17 protein-coding genes are annotated in these 17,503 nt (G+C 64.7%); 8 read left to right on the top strand and 9 right to left on the bottom strand.

The features are described from left to right. Positions 1–63: 63 nt before the first annotated feature. The 8 genes from V5F68_RS14695 to V5F68_RS14660 all read right to left on the bottom strand — a co-directional run bounded on the left by V5F68_RS14695 (position 64) and on the right by V5F68_RS14660 (position 7,200). On the bottom strand, positions 64–1,431 hold the full coding sequence (locus tag V5F68_RS14695; RefSeq protein WP_394013267.1) for an aminotransferase-like domain-containing protein: 1,368 nt from the start codon (positions 1,429–1,431) through the stop codon (positions 64–66). A 114-nt stretch (positions 1,432–1,545) separates the two neighbouring features. Continuing rightward, positions 1,546–2,238, bottom strand: coding sequence for a maleate cis-trans isomerase family protein (locus V5F68_RS14690; RefSeq protein ID WP_394013266.1), 693 nt, complete (start codon positions 2,236–2,238; stop codon positions 1,546–1,548). Positions 2,239–2,305: 67 nt separating this feature from the next. Continuing rightward, positions 2,306–2,773: a MaoC family dehydratase gene (locus tag V5F68_RS14685; RefSeq protein WP_394013265.1), complete on the bottom strand. Its 468-nt coding sequence runs from the start codon at positions 2,771–2,773 to the stop codon at positions 2,306–2,308. A gap of 5 nt (positions 2,774–2,778) precedes the next feature. Further along, the gene (locus V5F68_RS14680; RefSeq protein WP_394013264.1) at positions 2,779–3,597 is read right to left on the bottom strand and encodes an enoyl-CoA hydratase-related protein; all 819 of its coding nucleotides are present in this window, start codon (positions 3,595–3,597) and stop codon (positions 2,779–2,781) included. Positions 3,598–3,605: 8 nt separating this feature from the next. After that, on the bottom strand, positions 3,606–4,376 hold the full coding sequence (locus V5F68_RS14675; protein WP_394013263.1) for a CoA-transferase subunit beta: 771 nt from the start codon (positions 4,374–4,376) through the stop codon (positions 3,606–3,608). Beyond that, positions 4,369–5,334: a CoA transferase subunit A gene (locus tag V5F68_RS14670; RefSeq protein ID WP_394013262.1), complete on the bottom strand. Its 966-nt coding sequence runs from the start codon at positions 5,332–5,334 to the stop codon at positions 4,369–4,371. Before V5F68_RS14670 ends, V5F68_RS14675 begins: the two co-directional genes overlap by 8 nt. 79 nt (positions 5,335–5,413) lie before the next feature. After that, positions 5,414–6,610, bottom strand: coding sequence for an amidohydrolase family protein (locus V5F68_RS14665; protein ID WP_394013261.1), 1,197 nt, complete (start codon positions 6,608–6,610; stop codon positions 5,414–5,416). Then, positions 6,607–7,200: an amino acid synthesis family protein gene (locus V5F68_RS14660; protein WP_394013260.1), complete on the bottom strand. Its 594-nt coding sequence runs from the start codon at positions 7,198–7,200 to the stop codon at positions 6,607–6,609. The genes V5F68_RS14665 and V5F68_RS14660 overlap by 4 nt, the downstream gene beginning before the upstream one ends. Before the next feature lie 164 nt (positions 7,201–7,364). On the opposite strand from V5F68_RS14660, the gene V5F68_RS14655 reads away from it, so the two are divergent. The 8 genes from V5F68_RS14655 to V5F68_RS14620 all read left to right on the top strand — a co-directional run bounded on the left by V5F68_RS14655 (position 7,365) and on the right by V5F68_RS14620 (position 14,761). Continuing rightward, the gene (locus tag V5F68_RS14655; protein ID WP_394013259.1) at positions 7,365–8,558 is read left to right on the top strand and encodes an ABC transporter substrate-binding protein; all 1,194 of its coding nucleotides are present in this window, start codon (positions 7,365–7,367) and stop codon (positions 8,556–8,558) included. Between the two features lie 48 nt (positions 8,559–8,606). After that, on the top strand, positions 8,607–9,491 hold the full coding sequence (locus V5F68_RS14650; RefSeq protein ID WP_348847263.1) for a branched-chain amino acid ABC transporter permease: 885 nt from the start codon (positions 8,607–8,609) through the stop codon (positions 9,489–9,491). 3 nt (positions 9,492–9,494) lie between these two features. Further along, complete coding sequence (locus V5F68_RS14645; protein ID WP_394013258.1) at positions 9,495–10,487, top strand: branched-chain amino acid ABC transporter permease; 993 nt, start codon at positions 9,495–9,497, stop codon at positions 10,485–10,487. A gap of 86 nt (positions 10,488–10,573) precedes the next feature. After that, complete coding sequence (locus V5F68_RS14640; RefSeq protein WP_394013257.1) at positions 10,574–11,248, top strand: ABC transporter ATP-binding protein; 675 nt, start codon at positions 10,574–10,576, stop codon at positions 11,246–11,248. Beyond that, positions 11,235–11,939 carry an ABC transporter ATP-binding protein gene (locus V5F68_RS14635; protein ID WP_394013255.1) on the top strand — a complete coding sequence of 235 codons (705 nt, stop codon included), beginning with the start codon at positions 11,235–11,237 and terminating at the stop codon, positions 11,937–11,939. The genes V5F68_RS14640 and V5F68_RS14635 overlap by 14 nt, the downstream gene beginning before the upstream one ends. A gap of 56 nt (positions 11,940–11,995) precedes the next feature. Next, positions 11,996–12,700, top strand: a complete 705-nt coding sequence (locus tag V5F68_RS14630) for a GntR family transcriptional regulator (protein ID WP_394013254.1) — start codon at positions 11,996–11,998, stop codon at positions 12,698–12,700. 66 nt (positions 12,701–12,766) lie between these two features. Continuing rightward, on the top strand, positions 12,767–14,071 hold the full coding sequence (locus V5F68_RS14625) for an adenylosuccinate synthase (RefSeq protein WP_394013253.1): 1,305 nt from the start codon (positions 12,767–12,769) through the stop codon (positions 14,069–14,071). A gap of 225 nt (positions 14,072–14,296) precedes the next feature. Continuing rightward, on the top strand, positions 14,297–14,761 hold the full coding sequence (locus tag V5F68_RS14620) for a type II 3-dehydroquinate dehydratase (RefSeq protein WP_509274341.1): 465 nt from the start codon (positions 14,297–14,299) through the stop codon (positions 14,759–14,761). Between the two features lie 106 nt (positions 14,762–14,867). On the opposite strand, the gene gyrB is transcribed toward V5F68_RS14620, so the two are convergent. Next, the gene (gene gyrB, locus V5F68_RS14615) at positions 14,868–17,291 is read right to left on the bottom strand and encodes a DNA topoisomerase (ATP-hydrolyzing) subunit B (protein WP_394013252.1); all 2,424 of its coding nucleotides are present in this window, start codon (positions 17,289–17,291) and stop codon (positions 14,868–14,870) included. Positions 17,292–17,503: the final 212 nt, after the last annotated feature.

Genomic DNA, 17,503 nt, shown 5'->3' with positions numbered 1-17,503 from the left:
GTGGCGGTCGGTGAGCGGGATGGGATAAGCGCCACGCCCCCCGCTCCGCGCGTCCCGGCTTCTTCAGGTGATCGTGGTTGTAATGTCGGTGCCGCCGCTCAGCACCGTGCGGAAGCGCCTGAGTTGCTCCTTGAGCAGTTCGGTATCGTCTCCCCCGCCGAGGCAGAGGCGGATAAACGGCCCCGCCTGTTCAAACGGGGGCGAGACGGCAAAGTGCTGGGCCGGCGAAACGCGGATACCCGCCGTCAGCAGGCCCGCGATGAAGCCGTCGACACTCCAGCTCGCGGGAATGCGCAGCCAGGTATGATAGCTCGATAGCGTGGTCGAGGCGGGAATGCCGACCACATCGCGGAACAGCGCGAGGCGGTGCAAAGCCTCTTTCTGCTGTGCGGCGACGCAGCGCTCGACCGCGCCGATTTCAAGCATGTGGCCGAACAATTCCGCCCATAGGGTCGGCCCGGTCCAATGCAGCGACATGAGGGCATTCTGCAGGGCCGGGAGCAGATCGTCGGGCGCCACCAGCGCGCCGAGCCGCGCGCCGGGGGCGAGGCATTTCGATATGCTGCTCACGTAGATCACGCGATCGCGCGCAAGCGCCGCGAGCGACGGCAGGGCAACGCCGGCCAACGCCCCATAGATGTCATCCTCCACCAGCAGCACCCCGGCTGCGGCGCAGGCGGCGACGATCTTGCGCCGCCGGTCGAGCGACATCGTCGCCGTGGTGGGATTCTGCAAGGTGGCGCTGCAGATGACGAAGCGGGGCGAGGTCGTGCGGAGTTTGGCGGCGAGGTCGTCGGGGTCGAGCCCCTCCTCGTCCATCGCCACGCCCTCGATCCGCACGTGGCACAGCTCCGCCAGCCGACGAATGCCGGTATAGGCCCATTGTTCGCACAGGATCACGTCTCCCGGGCGGGTCAGGGCATGAAAGCAGGCCGCAAGGGCGTGCTGCCCCCCGTGGGTCAGCAGAAGCGAATCAGGAGCGGGGGCGAAGTCGTTCTGACTCAGCCATTTCGCCATCATGGCGCGATGCGCCTCGCTCCCCGCGGCGGGCTCGTAGCCGAACAGCGTCTCGGAATCGCGGCGGCGCGCGATGGCCTCGAGCGCCGCGTCGATGAACGGCTTGCTGGGGGCGGAGGGAACCGTGTTCAGGCTGAGGTCGAACACCTGTCGGTTGGCCGCCGGCGTCTCGTCGGCGCCGCGCACGAAGGTGCCGCTGCCGGTCTTGGCTGTCACCAGCCCGCGCCGCGCGGCTTCCTGGATGGCCTTCGTGAGCGTGGCGATGGTGATGTCGAGGCCGGCGGCGATTTCCCGTTGGGGTGGCAGCCGCTCGCCGTCCCGCAGCACGCCGGAGCGAATATCGCGCTCGAGCGCATCCACGAGCGCGAGATACTTCGGCTTTTTCGAACCGGAAATGTTCGGCTGCCACGTCATCCGCTGCACATCCCCACAAGCGCCGCTCGGCGCATCACGTCCGGTGCTTTAAGACCAGCGGCGCCTGCTTCACAAGGATTCCTCGATCCCGAGGCGCGCGGGTGTTCCGCCGGTTCAGTCGAATGCTGCGGTAATGCTATCGAGCACCGCGCTGGTGGCGGTGATGACAGTCACGCCCGCGAAAGCTTGCTCCAGCATCGCCTTGGCTTCCAGCGCCCGGAAATTGGTGCACGAGACAAACAGCGTGTCGAATGTCTGGCCCGCGAGCTTTTCCTTGGCGAAGGCGACGATCTCGGTGGGCGTGGGATCGCACAGCTCCACATTGACCGTGATGCCCATGCCATGTGCACTCACGATTTCCCGACCCCCGCCGGCCAGCGCCTCGGCGACCGAGCGCGTGAGGTCCTCGTTATAGGGCGTGATGAGCGCGACCTTTCCGGCCCCCGCACGCTCCAGGGCTTGCGAGGCGGAGCTGATGACGCCCATGCCCCGGCAGCCCGCCAGGGTGCCGAGCTCCTCGCAAAGCTTCTTGTCATACTCGACGCCGAACAGCGCGCCCGCCGAGGTGCAGCCGAACACGAGAAGATCGGGGCCGACGGTGCCGAGGTCCTTGGCCGCCGCGCCCGCCAGCTCGATCATGGCAATCTCGGCTTCCCGCGTGGTCTCGATCAGATACATCCGGTCCGTGTGAACCGTGAAGCGGTCCTTGGGCAGTGCGCGATGGAAATCGTTCTCCATCACCGTGTTCGACGACGGCACGATGAGAGCAATGCGGATCTGGCGATCCGGGGCGGTGGAACGGGTCATGGTTCAAATCCCCTGAGGTTGGAAGTTGGGCCGCATCGTTCGCGGTCTTGAAATGAGGCGCGGCGCGTCATGCTCCTGCGGCGGCCGGGCGCGCGAGAATGAGCATCGTCACCTCGCCGATGGCGACCGGCTCCTCCTGCTGATTGAGCACGTCGTACCGGCGGGTGATGATGCCTTGGCCGGGCTGGGACCGGGATGGCCGCCGCGACAGCAAGGTGAGCACCACATGAATGTCTTCGCCCGGGCGCACCGCCTTGGTGAGGCGCCAGTTGGTCGAGAGGATCGCGTGCGAGGCCACCTCGTCCAGCCCCAGCTGGAACACCAGGCCCGCTGCGAGGGCGATGGTGAGATAGCCATGGACGATGGTGCCCCCGAAGCTGCTGCGCGCGGCATAGGCGTGATCGATATGGATGGGGTTGGTGTCGCCGGTCGCTTGTGCGAACCGGTCCACCTCCGCCTGGGTGATGGTCCGCGCCGGCGTGTGCCAGGTGTGACCGATCTCCAGCGTCTCGTAATCCTGGAAGAACAGTGCCATCTCGGTCAGGCCCCCGGAGCTGGTTTCGGGGCGGACGCGCCGCACCAGCGCGGCGGCCGCTTCTCTGCGAAAGCCCTTGGGCCCTCGATGAAATCTTCCGACGCATACATGGCCTTCATGGCCGGGAAATTTTCCTGGTCCCCGATGGCTCGGGCGAGCGTCCTGTCCAATCCGGCGAGGACGGCTTCCTTGGACGCACGAATGGAGGCGGGGCTGCATTGGCAGATCTCCTGCGCCCAGCGCATCGCCGCCGCCATCTCCTCGCCCGCGGGCACGACCTCGTTCAGGAAGCCGAGCCGCAGTCCGTCCTGCGCGCTGACGCGCCGGCCCGTCAGGATCATGCCCATGGCGTGCTTCAGCCCGATCTGGCGGGGCAGGCGATGCAGCCCTCCGGAAACCGCGGCGAGACCGAATTTCGGCTCCGGCAAGGCGAAGCTCGCGCGCTCGCTCGCCACCGCGATGTCGCAGGCGAGCACCATTTCGAACCCGCCACCGAGGGCGATGCCATTCACCGCCGCGATGATGGGCTTGGTACAGTCGAAACGCCGGGCGAGACCGCCGAAGCCGGTCGCGGCCCAGCCTTCCTTCCCGCCGCCGGCGAGCGATTTCAGATCGTATCCTGCGCAGAACGCGCGCTCCCCCGCGCCGGTGAGGATTGCGACCCACTGGCTGTCATCGGCCGCGAACGCGTCGAACACGGCGTGCAGTTCGCGATGTGCCGCTTCGTGCAGGGCATTCATCGCCTCCGGCCGGTTCAGGCGGATGACGGTGATCGGGCCGGAGCGGGTGACTTCGCAATAATGGAGGGGATCGGGCAGGTCCATGGCGCCGGTCACGCGGTGAAGATGCGCTGCGGGTCGAGCTTGCGCAGGACGGCAAGCTCCTGCGCCGTGACCGGCGCGGTGGTCGCCAGTTGATCGGCCACCAGGAGATCGAAGCCGGTATTGTCCCGCACCTGCTCCAGCGTGGCACCAGGGCTCAGCGCCAGAAGCTTCATGCGGCGGGTCGTCTCGTCGAAGCCGAACACCCCGAGGTCGGTCACCACGCGACGGCAGCCGCCGCGCAGCAGACCACCGGTGCGGCGCGACGTGCCGCCGTCCACATGTCCTGGCGAGGTGATGAAATCCACCTTCTCCACGAACCGGCGCTTCTCGTGGCGGATCGAGACGATGAAATCGGTGAGGCTGGAGATGTCGTTCGCCCCGCCCGAGCCGGGGAGGCGTGTCTTCGGCTCATGCCAATCGCCGATGAAGGAGGAGTTCAGATTGCCGTAGGCGTCGATCTGCGCGCCGCCGAGGAAGCCGATGTCCACATAGCCGCGCTGCATCAGCAGCATCACCTCGGAGCTGCCAAGCACCGCATTGGCAAGCTTGGCGCAGCGCTGGTCGTTGGCGGAGGGGGGCAAGCGCCCGTCCTCGATATAGGCGCCGATCACGCCCCCTTCGAACAGGATGGTGATCTCCGGGCAGCCGAGTCGCTGTGCCAGCGTGGCCGCGAGCAGCGGCGTGCCGACACCGGCGAAAATCACCTGACCGTTCTTCAGCTCGCGCGCGCTCAGCACGGCGAGCAGCTCCGTCGCGGTGTAGGATAGCGGCTCAGACATTGTAGATGCTCCGTCCCTTGGCGGTGGCGGCGGACAGCTCCTTAAGGCCGATGAGGTCGAGGAATTCGAGCCAGGTTTCGGGCGCGTGGATGTGGCTGTCGATATAGGCCTTCATGCCCTCGACCGGAGACGCGTTCACCTTGGCGACGTAAGCCGAGATATGGTCGAACATGGGCTCATAGAGGCCATAGCATTCGTGCGGCGCGCTGCCATAGGGCACTTCCACCACCGCCTCCACGCACAGGAAGGGGATCTTGGTCTGATCCGGCGCCCGGCGGATCTGATCGTTCGAGACGATGCGCTCGGTGGTGATGATCACGCGGTCCGCCGCGAGCGCGAGGTCCATGTCGAGATAGGTGAGCCCGTCGATCTGCGCATTGCCGAACGGGTCGCATTGCTGCACGTGGATGATCGCCACGTCCGGATTGAGGGCGGGCACCACGGCGAGCTGCTCGCCGGTGAAGGGGCAGTCGAGCGTATGGATCTGGCCGTTCTGGAGCGCGTACATGTCCGAGTTCAGAACCGACCGCATGGGCATCAGCGGCAGGCCCATGGCGCCGGCGCGATAGCGCATGCCCATGGCGAGGTGGCTCCACTCCTCATAGACCGCCAGCTTGTTCTCGAAATGGTGGCGCACCACCTTGGACAGGCCCCACATGATGCCCTGGGCACACCAGCTGGTGATGATGTGGCGCGAGAGGCCCGAGGCGAGGATCAGGTCGCAATCCGTGGACATCATGCTGCGCGAGCAGATGAGGTCCTTCTTCCCGGATTTGATGAGCTGCCAGATCATCGCCATCGGGGTCCGCGAGATGACGGAACCGCCAATTCCGAGCGTTGACCCGTCGTGCACGAGGGCGGCGGCCTCGGGAAGAGACATGACCTTGTCGCGCAGCGTACGGTCGCGCCCCTGCATCCGGTCGCGCAACGCATCGTAGGACGTGACTTTCTCCACCATGATCCCCTTTGGTGCCCGGCTCACCATGTGGATGCCGGCTTCTGGTTGATCCTTCGGTGCCGGACCCTGCGCGGCGGCGCTAATGGCCCGTCGCGCTGAAATCCTGAACGATGCGCGAGTGTGCGACGCGCACCTTCTTGGTCGTCGGCGGAGTGTTCCGGCTCTTGCCGACGAAGCGCGGCACGCCTGCCGTGATCACCGCGCCGACGGCGGCGATGTCGCCGTTTGCAAGCGCGGAGAGCGCGTCGTTCTGCGAGGAGCCCTCGCAGGCGTCGAGCAGGATCACGTCGGCATCGCGGCCGGGGGCGAGCAGGCCCGAATTCAGGCGGAACACCCGCGCATTGTTGCCGGTCGCCGCGGCGATCGCCCGCTCGGGCGCGATACCGCCGAGGCTGACCAATTGCGAGATGGTGTAGAGCATGCCCAGCGGCATGATCCCGCTGCCGGTGGGCGTATCGGTGGCGATCAGCAGGCGTTCGAAGGCACCGGCTTCCTCGGCAAGGCGCGTCACCAGGAGAGCGGTTCGCAGGTTGCCCGCCGTGCACACCTGAAGCGCCACCCCGGATTCGTTCACCAGACGGGGGAAATCCGCATCCGGCATGGCGGCCGGGCCGCCGTTCACATGAAACGAGACGTCGGGGTCCACCGCGAGCACGTGGTCCGCCCAGATTCCGGAGGAGCCGGGAATCGAGGCCGCCCCGGTGTGCATCATGGTGATCATGCCGGCCGCCTTCGCGGCGGCGACCAGCGGCTGGTATTCGTAAGGCGTCGCGAACGCGCCGAAGCCGGCCTTGGCGAGCCAGACGCCCCGGTCTGCCAGTTGCGTGAAATCGGCGGCGGTGAGGCCCGGCTCGAGGATGACCGATCCCGCGTGGACGCGCATGCCGCCGGGCCGGTAATCCGCGAAGCTCTTGCGGGCGGCGACGGCGAGCGCCTTCACCCCTTCCGGATCGCGCGGGCGCCCCGGAACATGCACTTCCGATGCGCTGATGGCGGTGGTGACGCCGCCGTGGGTGTAGCTCTCAAGAAAGCCGACCGTCTTCTGGCGTGGCGTGTAATCGCCGAAGGTGATGTGAACGTGGGAATCGATCAACCCGGGGACGGCGATGGTGCCGCCGGCGTCGATCACCACGTCGCAGGCTTCAACTTCGGCGGCGGAGGCGGTGCCGACCTGGGTCAGCACGCCGTCGCGCATCAGGATCGTGTCGGCGGCGATTTTCGGGTCTTCGAGGGCCCCCGTGATCACCCCGGCGAGGTTGGTGATCGCGACCCTCATTTCGCGACTTCCGCCGCCATCAGGGCGCGCCGCCGCGCCTCTTCGTGTGTCATGCCACCGACGCGCGCGTCGATCCGGCCGCGGGTCACCAGGCAGAACATGACGGCGATCTCGTCCGGCATGGGGACGCCGGCGATCGCGAACGACATGGAATCGTAGTGCGAGCGCACGTAGACATCGAGCACGTTGTTGACCGGAATATCGATGAAGGTGCCGGGCGCGGCGACTTTGGTGACCGAGGAGATCCACGCCGGCGCGTCGCCGATCATCTCCCGGAAGGGGGTGGCGAAAGCCGTCGTAAGCAGCGCATTCGCGTGCTCCTGCTCGCCCCGGATGCCCACCAGGCCGGCCTTGCCGTAGCTCTGGATTTCTTCCCCCGCGAGCGCTTTTGCCCCCGCGCGTGCCATCGCATGGCCGAGGTCCACGCTCGCCTCGATGAGCGGCGTCAGGTCGTGCTCGTACCGGTCGATGAAGGGATTTTCGACCACGCTGACGATGGCCACCTTGCATAGCGGTGGTTCCGCAACATGCCCGTTCACCTCTCGGATCTCGTCCCGAACGATGATGTTGCGGCGGACTGTCAGCTTCATCTTTCCCTCCTGAGGCGCTCTCATGCTTATGAGATTGTCAGACATTATGTCAATAATAACTTTTTAATGGACATCAAGATGACATTCTGGCAAATGGGAAAAGTCGGCCTCGCGAATTGGGCAAACCCAATCATTTGACGGCTCACAACCAGAGGATCAGCGTGATGAGAAAGCTTTTGCGGTTCACCACCGCGACCTTCCTATTGGCGTGCGCGTCGACGACGCTTCCCGCTGCAGCCCAGACGACGCCGATCAAGATCGGGTTCGCCAATTCCTTCAGCCCGCCGGGCAACGTTATTGGCGGACGGGAGTCCAAGGTCGGCGGCGAGATCGCCCTGGACATGTTCAAGGCCCAGTTCGGCCCCAAGGTCGACGGCCGCGACATCGAGATCATCTACGAGGATACGCGCGGCGATCCGGAAGCCTCCCGCTCCGCCATGGAGAAGCTGGTCAACCGCGACAAAGTGGACGTGGTCGTCGGCTGCAACCATTCCTCGGAAGGCTTCGTTCTTTCGCGCATCGCGCATGAAAACAAGGTCGGCTTTGTCGCGATGAACTGCTGGGCCGACGATATTCGGCAGCAGAAATTTCCCGAAGTCTTCGCCGTTTCGAATTACACCTCGCGCACCAGCTATGCGGTCACCAATTTCGTGAAGCAGCAGGGCGTGAAGAGCTTTTTGATGGTCGCCGAAAACACCGATTATGGCCTTGCCCAGATCAAGATGATCGAGGCTGACCTCAAGCGCGACGCGCCAGACGTGAAGGTCTCCACCAAGATCATCAACAAGACCTCGCGCGACATGCGCGATGAAATTCTCTCGATCCGGCAGAATCCTCCGGATCTCATCGGCGTCGCGATGGTTGCGCCGCAGGGCTTCCTCTTCACCGCGCAGCTCGACGAGCTCGGCATGCCGCCGAGCGAGCAGAAGGTGATCGACATCGGCGGCTACGTCGATCAGGCCGGGTTCTGGGACAATGTGAAGGGCGCGGGCGTCGGTCTCTATGCTTATGTGCTCGACCATAAGAGCAATCCGGTGACCGAGCTCGGTGCCAAGGTGCAGGCGGAATATCGCAAGCGCACCAACCAGGACCCCACCCGCTTCATCCTCCAGGGCTTCGACACCACCTGGGTTGCGCTGATGGCGATCAAGGAAAGCGGCGGCAAGAGCCGCGAGGCGATCATCCAGGCGCTGCGGAAAATTCGCGTCGTTGGCAGCCGCGGAGAAATCTTCTTCACCGATGAGCCGCTGTTCCAGCAATGGCCCAACATTCCCTTCGTCGTGGGCCAGATGGAGAAGGTCGGTCAGCCGCCGTCTGAATCGAAAGTCGTGTTCCCGCCCCCGTCTTCCAAGAAGTGATCAAGCCTGGAGGCGGCTTGCCGCCTCCAGCCTCTCAAGGAGCGTGGAATGCAGCATTATATTGAAATACTGCTAAACGGCCTCGTATCTGGCGGATACTATGCGGCGATGGCCGCTGCTCTTTCTCTCGTATTTGGAATCAACAAGGTTGTAAATTTCGCCCACGGCGAATTCATCATGGTCGGCGGCTTCGCTTATTTCACGGCCGCGACGTTCATCGGGCCGTTCCCCGCCTATATCGCCGCCTTCGTGTGCGCTCTGGTCATCGGCTACGTCTTCCATCTATTCGTCTTCCGTCGGCGCTCCCTGGATGCGAGTCAGGGGTTTTCGCCGGGCGAATACCAGATCATCACCACCTTCGCGCTCGGCATGCTGCTGCTGAATGGCGCTCTGATGGTGTATGGCCCGGACATCCATTCGGTCGCTCCCGCCATTGATCTGCCGCGTGTCCGCTCGTCGGTGCTTTTCATTTCCGGGCCGCGCCTGTTCGGCCTCATTCAGTGCTTCCTATACCTGGCGCTGCTCTATCTGTTTTTGACGCGCACATCGCTGGGCCGCCTGCTGCGCGCCGCTTCGCAGAATCCGGCCGCCATGTCGACGCTGGGCGTCGATGCAGATCGGTTTGACCGCAATGTCTTCGCCGCATGCTGCGGCCTTGCCGGCCTCACAGGTGCCTTCATCGCCCCGGTGTTCGCCGTCTATCCCGAGGCGGGCGCGGCGTTCGCGCTGAAATCCTTCGTGGTCGTGGTGCTTGGCGGCTTCGGGTCGTTCACCGGAACCATCGTCGGCGGGCTGCTGTTCGGGGTCATCGAATCGTTCGGCGGCGCGCTCATCTCCAGCGCGTACAAGGATGTGTTCGGCTTCGTCCTCCTTCTCGTGGTGTTGCTTGTGTCGCCCAACGGTTTGCTGGGCGAACGGGTCAGGGGAGTCTGAGCGATGCTTGCCGCACCCAAATGGATCTCCCGGCGTCGGCACTTGGCCCTGCGGGCGGACTTTTATCTCGGCATCGCCACCGTTGTGGCGGCGGTGGTCTGCAGTCTCGCGGGGGTCGGCGGTGCCTATGGCATCAGCCTCGTCGCCGCAGGGCTGTTCTATGCCACAGCCACCATGGGCTGGTGCCTCCAGTCCGGTTATGGCGGCATGTTTTCCCTGGCGCCGGCGGCGATCATCATGATCGCCGCCTATGTCTCCGCGTTTGCGTCCAATGCCGGTTGGCCGATGGGGGTGGCGGTGCTGGGTGGCACGCTCTCGGGGGCGCTCGCGGGCTTCATCGTGGCCTTGGCGACCAGCCGTCTGAAGGGTCATTATTTCGCGCTGGCAACCCTCGTTGCCGCCGAGATCGTCCGCCTCGCCGTGACGAACGAATATGATGTCACCGGCGGCGAGGCCGGGCTGCGGACCGGCCCCCTGTTCGAGGGGGCGAGCGGGGTCCACATCGCCCTGGTGTTCGCCGGGGTGCTCATTCTGCTGCTCGTGGCGCTTCTGGCCGCTTTGCGCGGCATGCCGGGTATCGCCATGCAGGCGATCCGCGACGACGAGGGCATCGCCGCCATCCGCGGACTGAATGTGCCGCTGGTCAAGACGCTGATCGTCGTCGTCGGATCCTCGATCACAGCCTTCGCCGGCGCCGTCTATGTGCACTACATTCAGCTGGCGACGCCGCAGATGGGGTCGCTGTTCCAGACCACCTTTATCATGTCGATCGGCATCATCGGTGGCGTGCGCTCCATGAGCGGCGCGATCGTCGGCGCGGCGCTGATCGTCGGTCTGCAGGAGGTGCTGAGGGACTATCCCTTCACCCATATGGGCCTGACGGCGTTGGCCATCCTGCTGGTCTGCCAGTTCGCGCCCGCGGGCTTTGCCGGCCTCCTGCTTGGGCGGGCGCGGCGGATCCAGCAGCGCTTCACGGTTTCGGAGCATGCCAAATGAGCGAAATGAGCCCAGCGACGGGACCGGACGCAACGCACCGCCCCATAACCTTGGAATGCCGAAATGTATCCTTGCGGTTCGGCGGCGTGACCGCGCTCGCCGATGTTAGCCTGTCCATCCTGAGCGGTGGCATCACCGCCATCATGGGGCCGAACGGAGCGGGCAAGACGACCCTGCTGAACTGCATGACCGGCATGATGTCCCGCTATGAGGGCTCGATCCGGCTGGACGACGTTGTGATCGACGGCATGGCCCCGCGCCGGCGCACCCAGGCGGGGCTCGTGCGCACCTTCCAGATGACCCGCGTATTCGCGTCGCTCTCGATCGAGGAAAACATCTTCCTGGCGGGGTCGGCGGTGCGTCAGATGCTCACCCAGGACCGCTGCTCGGAGGTGATCGAGTTGATCCGCCTCCAGCATATGCGGCATCGCTCGGCCTCCGAGCTCTCGGGCGGGCAGCGTCGGCTGCTGGAGATTGGCATGTGCATCGCCCAGGCGCCGCGCTTCTTGATGATGGACGAGCCTTTTGCCGGGCTGAACCCCATGATGGTGAGCACCGTGTGTGAGCTCATGGCGGACTTCGCGCGGTCCGGGGCCGGGGTGGTGCTGGTCAGCCACGAGATCCCGCTGGTACGCCGCCATGCCGATCGCGTGGTGGTCATGGCGCAGGGTGCCGTGCTGGCCGACGGCGTGCCCGAACAGGTCCTTTCCGATCCCCGCGTGGCGGAGATCTATCTGGGAGGCAGCGTTGCTCGTCACTAGCGATATCGTCTGCGCCTACCTGCGCGACATCGAGATCGTCCGCGGCGTGAGCCTGACGGTTCGCCCCGGCCTGATCACCGCCATCATCGGTCCCAACGGGGTTGGAAAATCGACGTTGCTGAAGGGCATATATGGCGCGATCCGGGCACAGAGCGGCCGTATCTGCCTCGGGGAGGAGGACATCACGAGCGTCCCCATGGCCGGGCGCTTCGCGGCCGGCATCCGCTATATGCCGCAGGATTCATCGATTTTTCCCTATATGACGGTGCAGGAGAACGTGCGCCTGTTCGCCTGGGCGGACGGCGTGCCGTTCGAGCCGCTGTGGCGACGAGCGATTGAAACGTTTCCGATCCTCGATGAGAAGCGCTCGTTGCGCGCCGGCGATCTTTCCGGCGGCCAGCAGAAGCAGCTTGAATTCAGCCGCTTCCTGTGTGGAAAGACTAAATATGCCCTCGTTGACGAACCGAGCGTGGGGCTGTCACCGGCCATGTCGCAACTCATCTATGCCTTTCTCAAGCGGATGCGGGACGATGGGGTCGGAATCCTTCTGGTCGATCAGCAGGTGGCCGATGCCATTGCGGTCGCGGATCACGTGTATGTCGTCGATGGCGGCAAGGTTATCGAGGAGGGTACGGGCGAGAGCTTCCGGGAAAATCTCGGAGCGACCGTATCCAAATGGCTGACCCATTGAGTAAATCTCGAACGTAGGGAGGGTCGCTCGCAGCACGCGCAGCGGCCGGCGGATTGATGGCGGCGAATGAACCGAAACTGACCGGGGCGGACCTCTCCCACCTGCGAGTCTCTCCCAAGACCCTCGTGGAAGAGGTGATCCAGAAACTGCGCATGGCGATTTTTTCGGGCCTCCTCAAACCCGGCGATCGCCTGATCGAATCGGAACTGTGCGTTTCCCTGGGAGTGAGCCGGCCGGCGCTGCGGGAGGCGATCCGCTGTCTTCAGGCAGAGCGGCTGTGCGACATCACTCCCCATCGCGGCGCACAGATCCCGGTTCTCTCCTGGCAGGATGCGCAGGACATCTATCATGTGCGCGAATTGCTCGAGGGCGAGGCGGCAGCCCTGTGCGCCGTCAATATCAGCGAGGAGGGCATCCTCAGCATGCAGAATGCGCTGAAGCAATTCAGCGACGCAGTGAATTCATTCGAGGCTTACGTCCGCGTCGAAGCCACATCATTATTCTATTCAATTCTGCTGAAGAACGCGAAGAACCGGGTCATTGAGGAGATCATCCTGGGACTGCTGGCGCGGATTAATTTCCTGCGCTCGCGTTCCATGTCCTTGCCGGAGCGCGCACGGCACAGTCTGCGCGAGATGGAAGCGATCTTCCTGGCGATCAAGGACCGCGATCCAGACGCCGCCCGCGCCGCGGCCATCGCCCATGTGGCCCAGGCGAGAGAGGCGGCACGCAACGCTTACATTCTCGCCAATCTCACCTGATCCGCACCGGCACAGGGCAAGCATTTCATCGGAAATTCCGCGTCAGGCGGAGGAGTGGTCAAGTCCATGGCAGGCATCGTGGTGGTCGGATCCCAATGGGGCGATGAGGGCAAGGGCAAGATCGTCGACTGGCTTGCCGAGCGGGCCGATGTGGTCGTGCGGTTCAACGGCGGCCACAATGCCGGCCACACGCTCGTCATCGACGGTGTCAGCTACAAGCTGGCGCTCCTGCCTTCCGGCTTGGTGCGCGGCCGCCTGTCCGTCATCGGCAACGGCGTGGTGGTGGATCCCGTCCACCTCGCAGGGGAAATCGAACGGCTGAGGCAGCAGGGCATCAGCGTGACTCCGGACCTGTTGCGCATCGCGCCCAATGCCGCGCTGATCCTTTCGGTGCATCGCGCGCTCGACACGATGCGCGAGCAGGACAGCTCCGGTTTGAAGATCGGCACCACGCAGCGCGGCATCGGCCCGGCTTATGAGGACAAGGTCGGGAGACGGGCGATCCGCGTCGCGGACCTGGCTGAGCCGGATACTCTTTTGGCAAAGGTCGAGAGACTTCTGCGCCATCATAATCCGCTGCGGACGGGCCTCGGCGTGGCGCCGGTTGCGGCCGAGGCGATCCGCGACGAACTTCTGCAGGCCGCAGAGAGCGTGCTGCCCTTCATGGACGATGTGCCGAACCTGCTCGCAGCCCACCGGGACGCCGGCAAGCATATCCTTTTCGAGGGCGCGCAAGGCGTGCTGCTGGACAATGACCACGGCACCTATCCGTTCGTAACGTCATCCAGCACCGTGGCTGCGGGGGCGGCGAGCGGATCGGGGGTTGGCCCGTCCTCGATTGACTATGTCCTCGGCATCACCAAGGCCTATTCCACGCGGGTCGGCGAAGGGCCGCTTCCCACCGAGCAGGGCGGGCAGGTGGCCGACCATCTGGTTCAGCGCGGACATGAGTTCGGTGTGAATACCGGGCGCCAGCGTCGTTGCGGATGGTTCGATGCGGTGGCGGTGCGCCAGAGCGTGCGCACCTCGGGCATCCAGGGCATGGCGCTGACCAAGCTCGACGTGCTGGATGGGCTTTCCGAGGTCAAGGTTTGCGTCGGATACATGCTCGACGGACGCCGCATCGATCGACTGCCTCCGACCATGGCGGCGCAGGAGCGGGTCGAGCCGGTCTACGAGACGTTCGAGGGCTGGACGCAATCCACGGTCGGCACGCGCGCGCTCGCCGCCTTGCCCGCCCCGGCACTCCGGTATGTGCGGTTCCTGGAGGAGGCCGTCGGCATTCCCGTCGCCGTTTTGTCGACCAGCCCGGAACGGACCGACACGATCTTGCTGCACGACCCGTTCCTGCAACGGTCTGTGCCCGGATGATCTGACCAACCCGAACCGTCAGGAAAGCAGCCCCTGCCACGCGGCGGGGGATGGCGGAGCTTTGCCTGGTGGCAGGTGCAGAGAAGCCCGTCCGATAGCAGAAATTCCGAACGAATACCTTGCGCCTTTGTCTCATACCTGCAGAAGGAGAGTAAAATGGTAGACGTTAGCTTGTTCAGATCTGGCGATCGGCGGTGGCGCGTTGGGCTTATCAACGGGCCGAATATGCCAAACCTTCACAACCGGAGCCCGGACGTCTACGGGCCGTCCCAGACCATCCAGCAGCTCGAAGATCGCAATGTGAAGCTTGGCGACGCATTAGGCGTGGAGGTCATTCCCTTTCACACCAATTTCGACGGCGAAGTTCTGGAATGGCTGCATCAGCACGCCTTCGCGGATGCGGTCGATGGGAAGCGGCTGCACGCCGTCATCATCAATCCCGCCGGATTGAACATCTATGGCGAAAACGTACGCCATTGCCTGGAAGACAGCGGGCTGCCCTATGTGGAAGTACACTTCTCCAATATCGTTGTGCGCGAGTTGAAGTCGGTCTTCACACGCACCGCAGTCGGTATTTGCCATGGCCTGCGCAAGCATTCCTACACCGCAGCTCTGGTGGCGGTTGTCGGTATGCTTGATGACGGTGATTTCGTGCGTCCGGCCAATTATGTGGTGCCGGCCGCCGAGTGATCGCCAAGGGAACGGACTCTCGCACGGGGTGGGCCGTTCAGCTGCAAAAATCAGGCGTGAGGTGGCGGCGAGAGCGCGTCGCCACCTTGTCCTGAGGAAGCGCCGATCACACGTCGACGCTGGCCTTCAGCGCATTCTCCTGGATGAATTCGCGGCGCGGCTCCACCACATCGCCCATCAGGCGATTGAAGAGATCGCCGGCGGCGTCGACCTCCTTCACCTTCACCTGCAGCAGGGAGCGGGCATTGATGTCGAGCGTGGTTTCCCAAAGCTGGCCGGGGTTCATCTCGCCGAGGCCTTTGTAGCGCTGGAGCGAAAGCCCCTTGCGGCCGGCATCGGTGACCGCGTCGAACAGGTCGACGGCGCCCAGAAGCGGGGTCTCGTCGCTCTTGCGCTTGAGGCGGGCTTCGCCGGCGAACACGCCATCAAGCGCGGCGGCCAGGGTGTCCAGCCGGCGGGCATCGGGCGAGACCAGGAAGGTGGCGTCCAAAAGATTGGTCTCCAGCACACCGCGCACGGTGCGGGAGAAACGGAAACCGGTCTCGTCGGCGACACCGGTCCAGCCGCGCTCGGTCTCTTCCGCCAGCATGTTGAGGCGGCGGGTGACCTCGGCCATTTCGGCCTGGGCATCCCGCTCGCGCAGCAGATGGGGCTTCAGCGCGCCGGCCAGCGCCGCCTGCTCCACGATCGCCTTGTTGTAGCGCGGGTGGAGCGCGTTCAGCGCGGTGCGGAACTGGCGTGATGTTTCCACCACCGCGGCAAGATCCGCGCCCGTGCGCACTTCGCCGGAGGCGAGATGGAGCGCGGCGTCGTCGAGGCCGACGTTGATGAGATAATCCTCAAGCCCGCGCTCGTCCTTGATGTAGGTTTCGGACTTGCCGCGCGCCACTTTGTAAAGCGGCGGCTGGGCGATGTAGAGGTGCCCGTTCTCCAGGATTTCCGGCATCTGCCGGAAGAAGAAGGTGAGCAGAAGCGTGCGAATGTGGGATCCGTCCACGTCCGCGTCGGTCATGATGATGATCTTGTGGTAGCGCAGCTTGGCGATGTCGAAGTCATCGCGGCCGATGCCGGTGCCGAGCGCGGTGATCAGCGTGCCGATCTGCTCCGAGGACAGCATCTTGTCGAAGCGCGCGCGCTCCACGTTCAGGATCTTGCCGCGCAGGGGCAGCACGGCCTGGAAGGCACGGTCGCGGCCCTGCTTGGCGGAGCCGCCGGCCGAGTCGCCCTCGACGATGAAGATTTCCGACTTGGCGGGGTCGCGCTCCTGGCAGTCGGCGAGCTTGCCGGGCAGGGACGCGATGTCGAGCGGGTTCTTGCGGCGGGTGAGTTCACGCGCGCGGCGGGCGGCTTCGCGCGCGGCGGCGGCTTCCGCCACCTTGCCGACCACGGCCTTGGCCTCGGCGGGATTTTCCTCAAGCCAGGAATTCAGCGCCTCGCCCACCAACGCCTCGACCACCGGGCGGACTTCCGAGGAGACCAGCTTGTCCTTGGTCTGGGAGGAGAATTTGGGGTCCGGCACCTTCACGGAGAGCACGGCGGTCAGGCCTTCGCGGCAATCCTCGCCGGAGAGCGTGACCTTCTCCTTCTTGGTGATGCCGGAGCTTTCCGCATAGCCCATCACCTGGCGCGTCAGCGCGGCGGCAAAGCCGGTGAAATGGGTGCCGCGATCACGCTGCGGGATGTTGTTCGTGAAGCACAGAATGGTCTCGTGATAGCTGTCGTTCCAGGACAGCGCAGCCTCGACCTGAATGCCGTCGCGCTCCGAGCGGATCACGATGGGCTTGGCGATCACAGCGGTCTTGGAGCGGTCGAGATAACGTACGAAGGCTTCCACGCCGCCTTCATACATCAGGTCCTCGACCCGCACGTCCGGGGTTCGGGCATCGGTCAGGCGGATGCGCACGCCCGAATTCAGGAACGCCAGCTCGCGCAGGCGGTGCTCCAGGGTGGCGAAATCGAACTGGATGTGGGTGAAGGTTTCCGGGCTCGGGGTGAACGTCACCATGGTGCCGCGCTTGCCGGGAGGGGCATCGCCCTTCACCACGAGCGGAGCCTCCGCGTCGCCATGGCGGAAGCGGATGAAATGCTCCTTGCCATTGCGCCAGATGGTGAGGTCCAGCACCGTGGAGAGCGCATTCACCACCGAGACCCCGACGCCGTGGAGGCCGCCGGAGACCTTGTAGGAATTCTGGTTGAACTTACCGCCGGCGTGCAGCTGGGTCATGATGACCTCGGCCGCCGAGACGCCTTCCTCATGATGCAGATCGGTGGGAATGCCGCGCCCGTCGTCGGTCACGGTCACCGAACCATCGGCGTTCAGCGTGACGGTGACTTCATTGGCATAGCCGGCCAACGCCTCGTCGATGGCGTTGTCCACAACCTCATAGACCATGTGATGCAGGCCGGAGCCGTCATCGGTGTCGCCGATATACATGCCGGGCCGCTTGCGGACGGCGTCGAGGCCCTTCAGCACCTGGATGGATTGTGCCCCGTAATCGTCGGGGGATGCCGCGGGCGCGGGTTCGGCCATGGTATGTCTCGAATCGTTGGAACGCTTAGAAATCTTTTACCGCAAAGCCGCGGTTATTTGGTGGCAAGCGCCGATTTGGTGACCGGCGCGACCGCCTGCCAAGGTCCGCGCCACCGGCACGAGAACCGCCGGGCCGGCAAAGCCGCCGGCAAGGTCAGTGAACAGCGGCGAAAAGGGCAAGATTTGCCAATCCATCACGCACGTGTGCGCCC

Origin of the sequence: Roseixanthobacter pseudopolyaromaticivorans, from assembly GCF_043195145.2 — a bacterium.
GTDB lineage: Bacteria > Pseudomonadota > Alphaproteobacteria > Rhizobiales > Xanthobacteraceae > NCEH01.
This window is presented reverse-complemented; position numbering and strand designations above follow the sequence as displayed.

What these genes read in the sequence shown, in the direction of transcription:
- V5F68_RS14695 (WP_394013267.1), bottom strand. Translation starts at nt 1,431, where the DNA reads ATGACGTGGCAGCCGAACATTTCCGGTTCGAAAAAGCCGAAGTATCTC.
- V5F68_RS14690 (WP_394013266.1), bottom strand. Translation starts at nt 2,238, where the DNA reads ATGACCCGTTCCACCGCCCCGGATCGCCAGATCCGCATTGCTCTCATC.
- V5F68_RS14685 (WP_394013265.1), bottom strand. Translation starts at nt 2,773, where the DNA reads ATGGCACTGTTCTTCCAGGATTACGAGACGCTGGAGATCGGTCACACC.
- V5F68_RS14680 (WP_394013264.1), bottom strand. Translation starts at nt 3,597, where the DNA reads ATGGACCTGCCCGATCCCCTCCATTATTGCGAAGTCACCCGCTCCGGC.
- V5F68_RS14675 (WP_394013263.1), bottom strand. Translation starts at nt 4,376, where the DNA reads ATGTCTGAGCCGCTATCCTACACCGCGACGGAGCTGCTCGCCGTGCTG.
- V5F68_RS14670 (WP_394013262.1), bottom strand. Translation starts at nt 5,334, where the DNA reads ATGGTGGAGAAAGTCACGTCCTACGATGCGTTGCGCGACCGGATGCAG.
- V5F68_RS14665 (WP_394013261.1), bottom strand. Translation starts at nt 6,610, where the DNA reads ATGAGGGTCGCGATCACCAACCTCGCCGGGGTGATCACGGGGGCCCTC.
- V5F68_RS14660 (WP_394013260.1), bottom strand. Translation starts at nt 7,200, where the DNA reads ATGAAGCTGACAGTCCGCCGCAACATCATCGTTCGGGACGAGATCCGA.
- V5F68_RS14655 (WP_394013259.1), top strand. Translation starts at nt 7,365, where the DNA reads ATGAGAAAGCTTTTGCGGTTCACCACCGCGACCTTCCTATTGGCGTGC.
- V5F68_RS14650 (WP_348847263.1), top strand. Translation starts at nt 8,607, where the DNA reads ATGCAGCATTATATTGAAATACTGCTAAACGGCCTCGTATCTGGCGGA.
- V5F68_RS14645 (WP_394013258.1), top strand. Translation starts at nt 9,495, where the DNA reads ATGCTTGCCGCACCCAAATGGATCTCCCGGCGTCGGCACTTGGCCCTG.
- V5F68_RS14630 (WP_394013254.1), top strand. Translation starts at nt 11,996, where the DNA reads ATGGCGGCGAATGAACCGAAACTGACCGGGGCGGACCTCTCCCACCTG.
- V5F68_RS14625 (WP_394013253.1), top strand. Translation starts at nt 12,767, where the DNA reads ATGGCAGGCATCGTGGTGGTCGGATCCCAATGGGGCGATGAGGGCAAG.
- V5F68_RS14620 (WP_509274341.1), top strand. Translation starts at nt 14,297, where the DNA reads ATGCCAAACCTTCACAACCGGAGCCCGGACGTCTACGGGCCGTCCCAG.
- gyrB (WP_394013252.1), bottom strand. Translation starts at nt 17,291, where the DNA reads ATGGCCGAACCCGCGCCCGCGGCATCCCCCGACGATTACGGGGCACAA.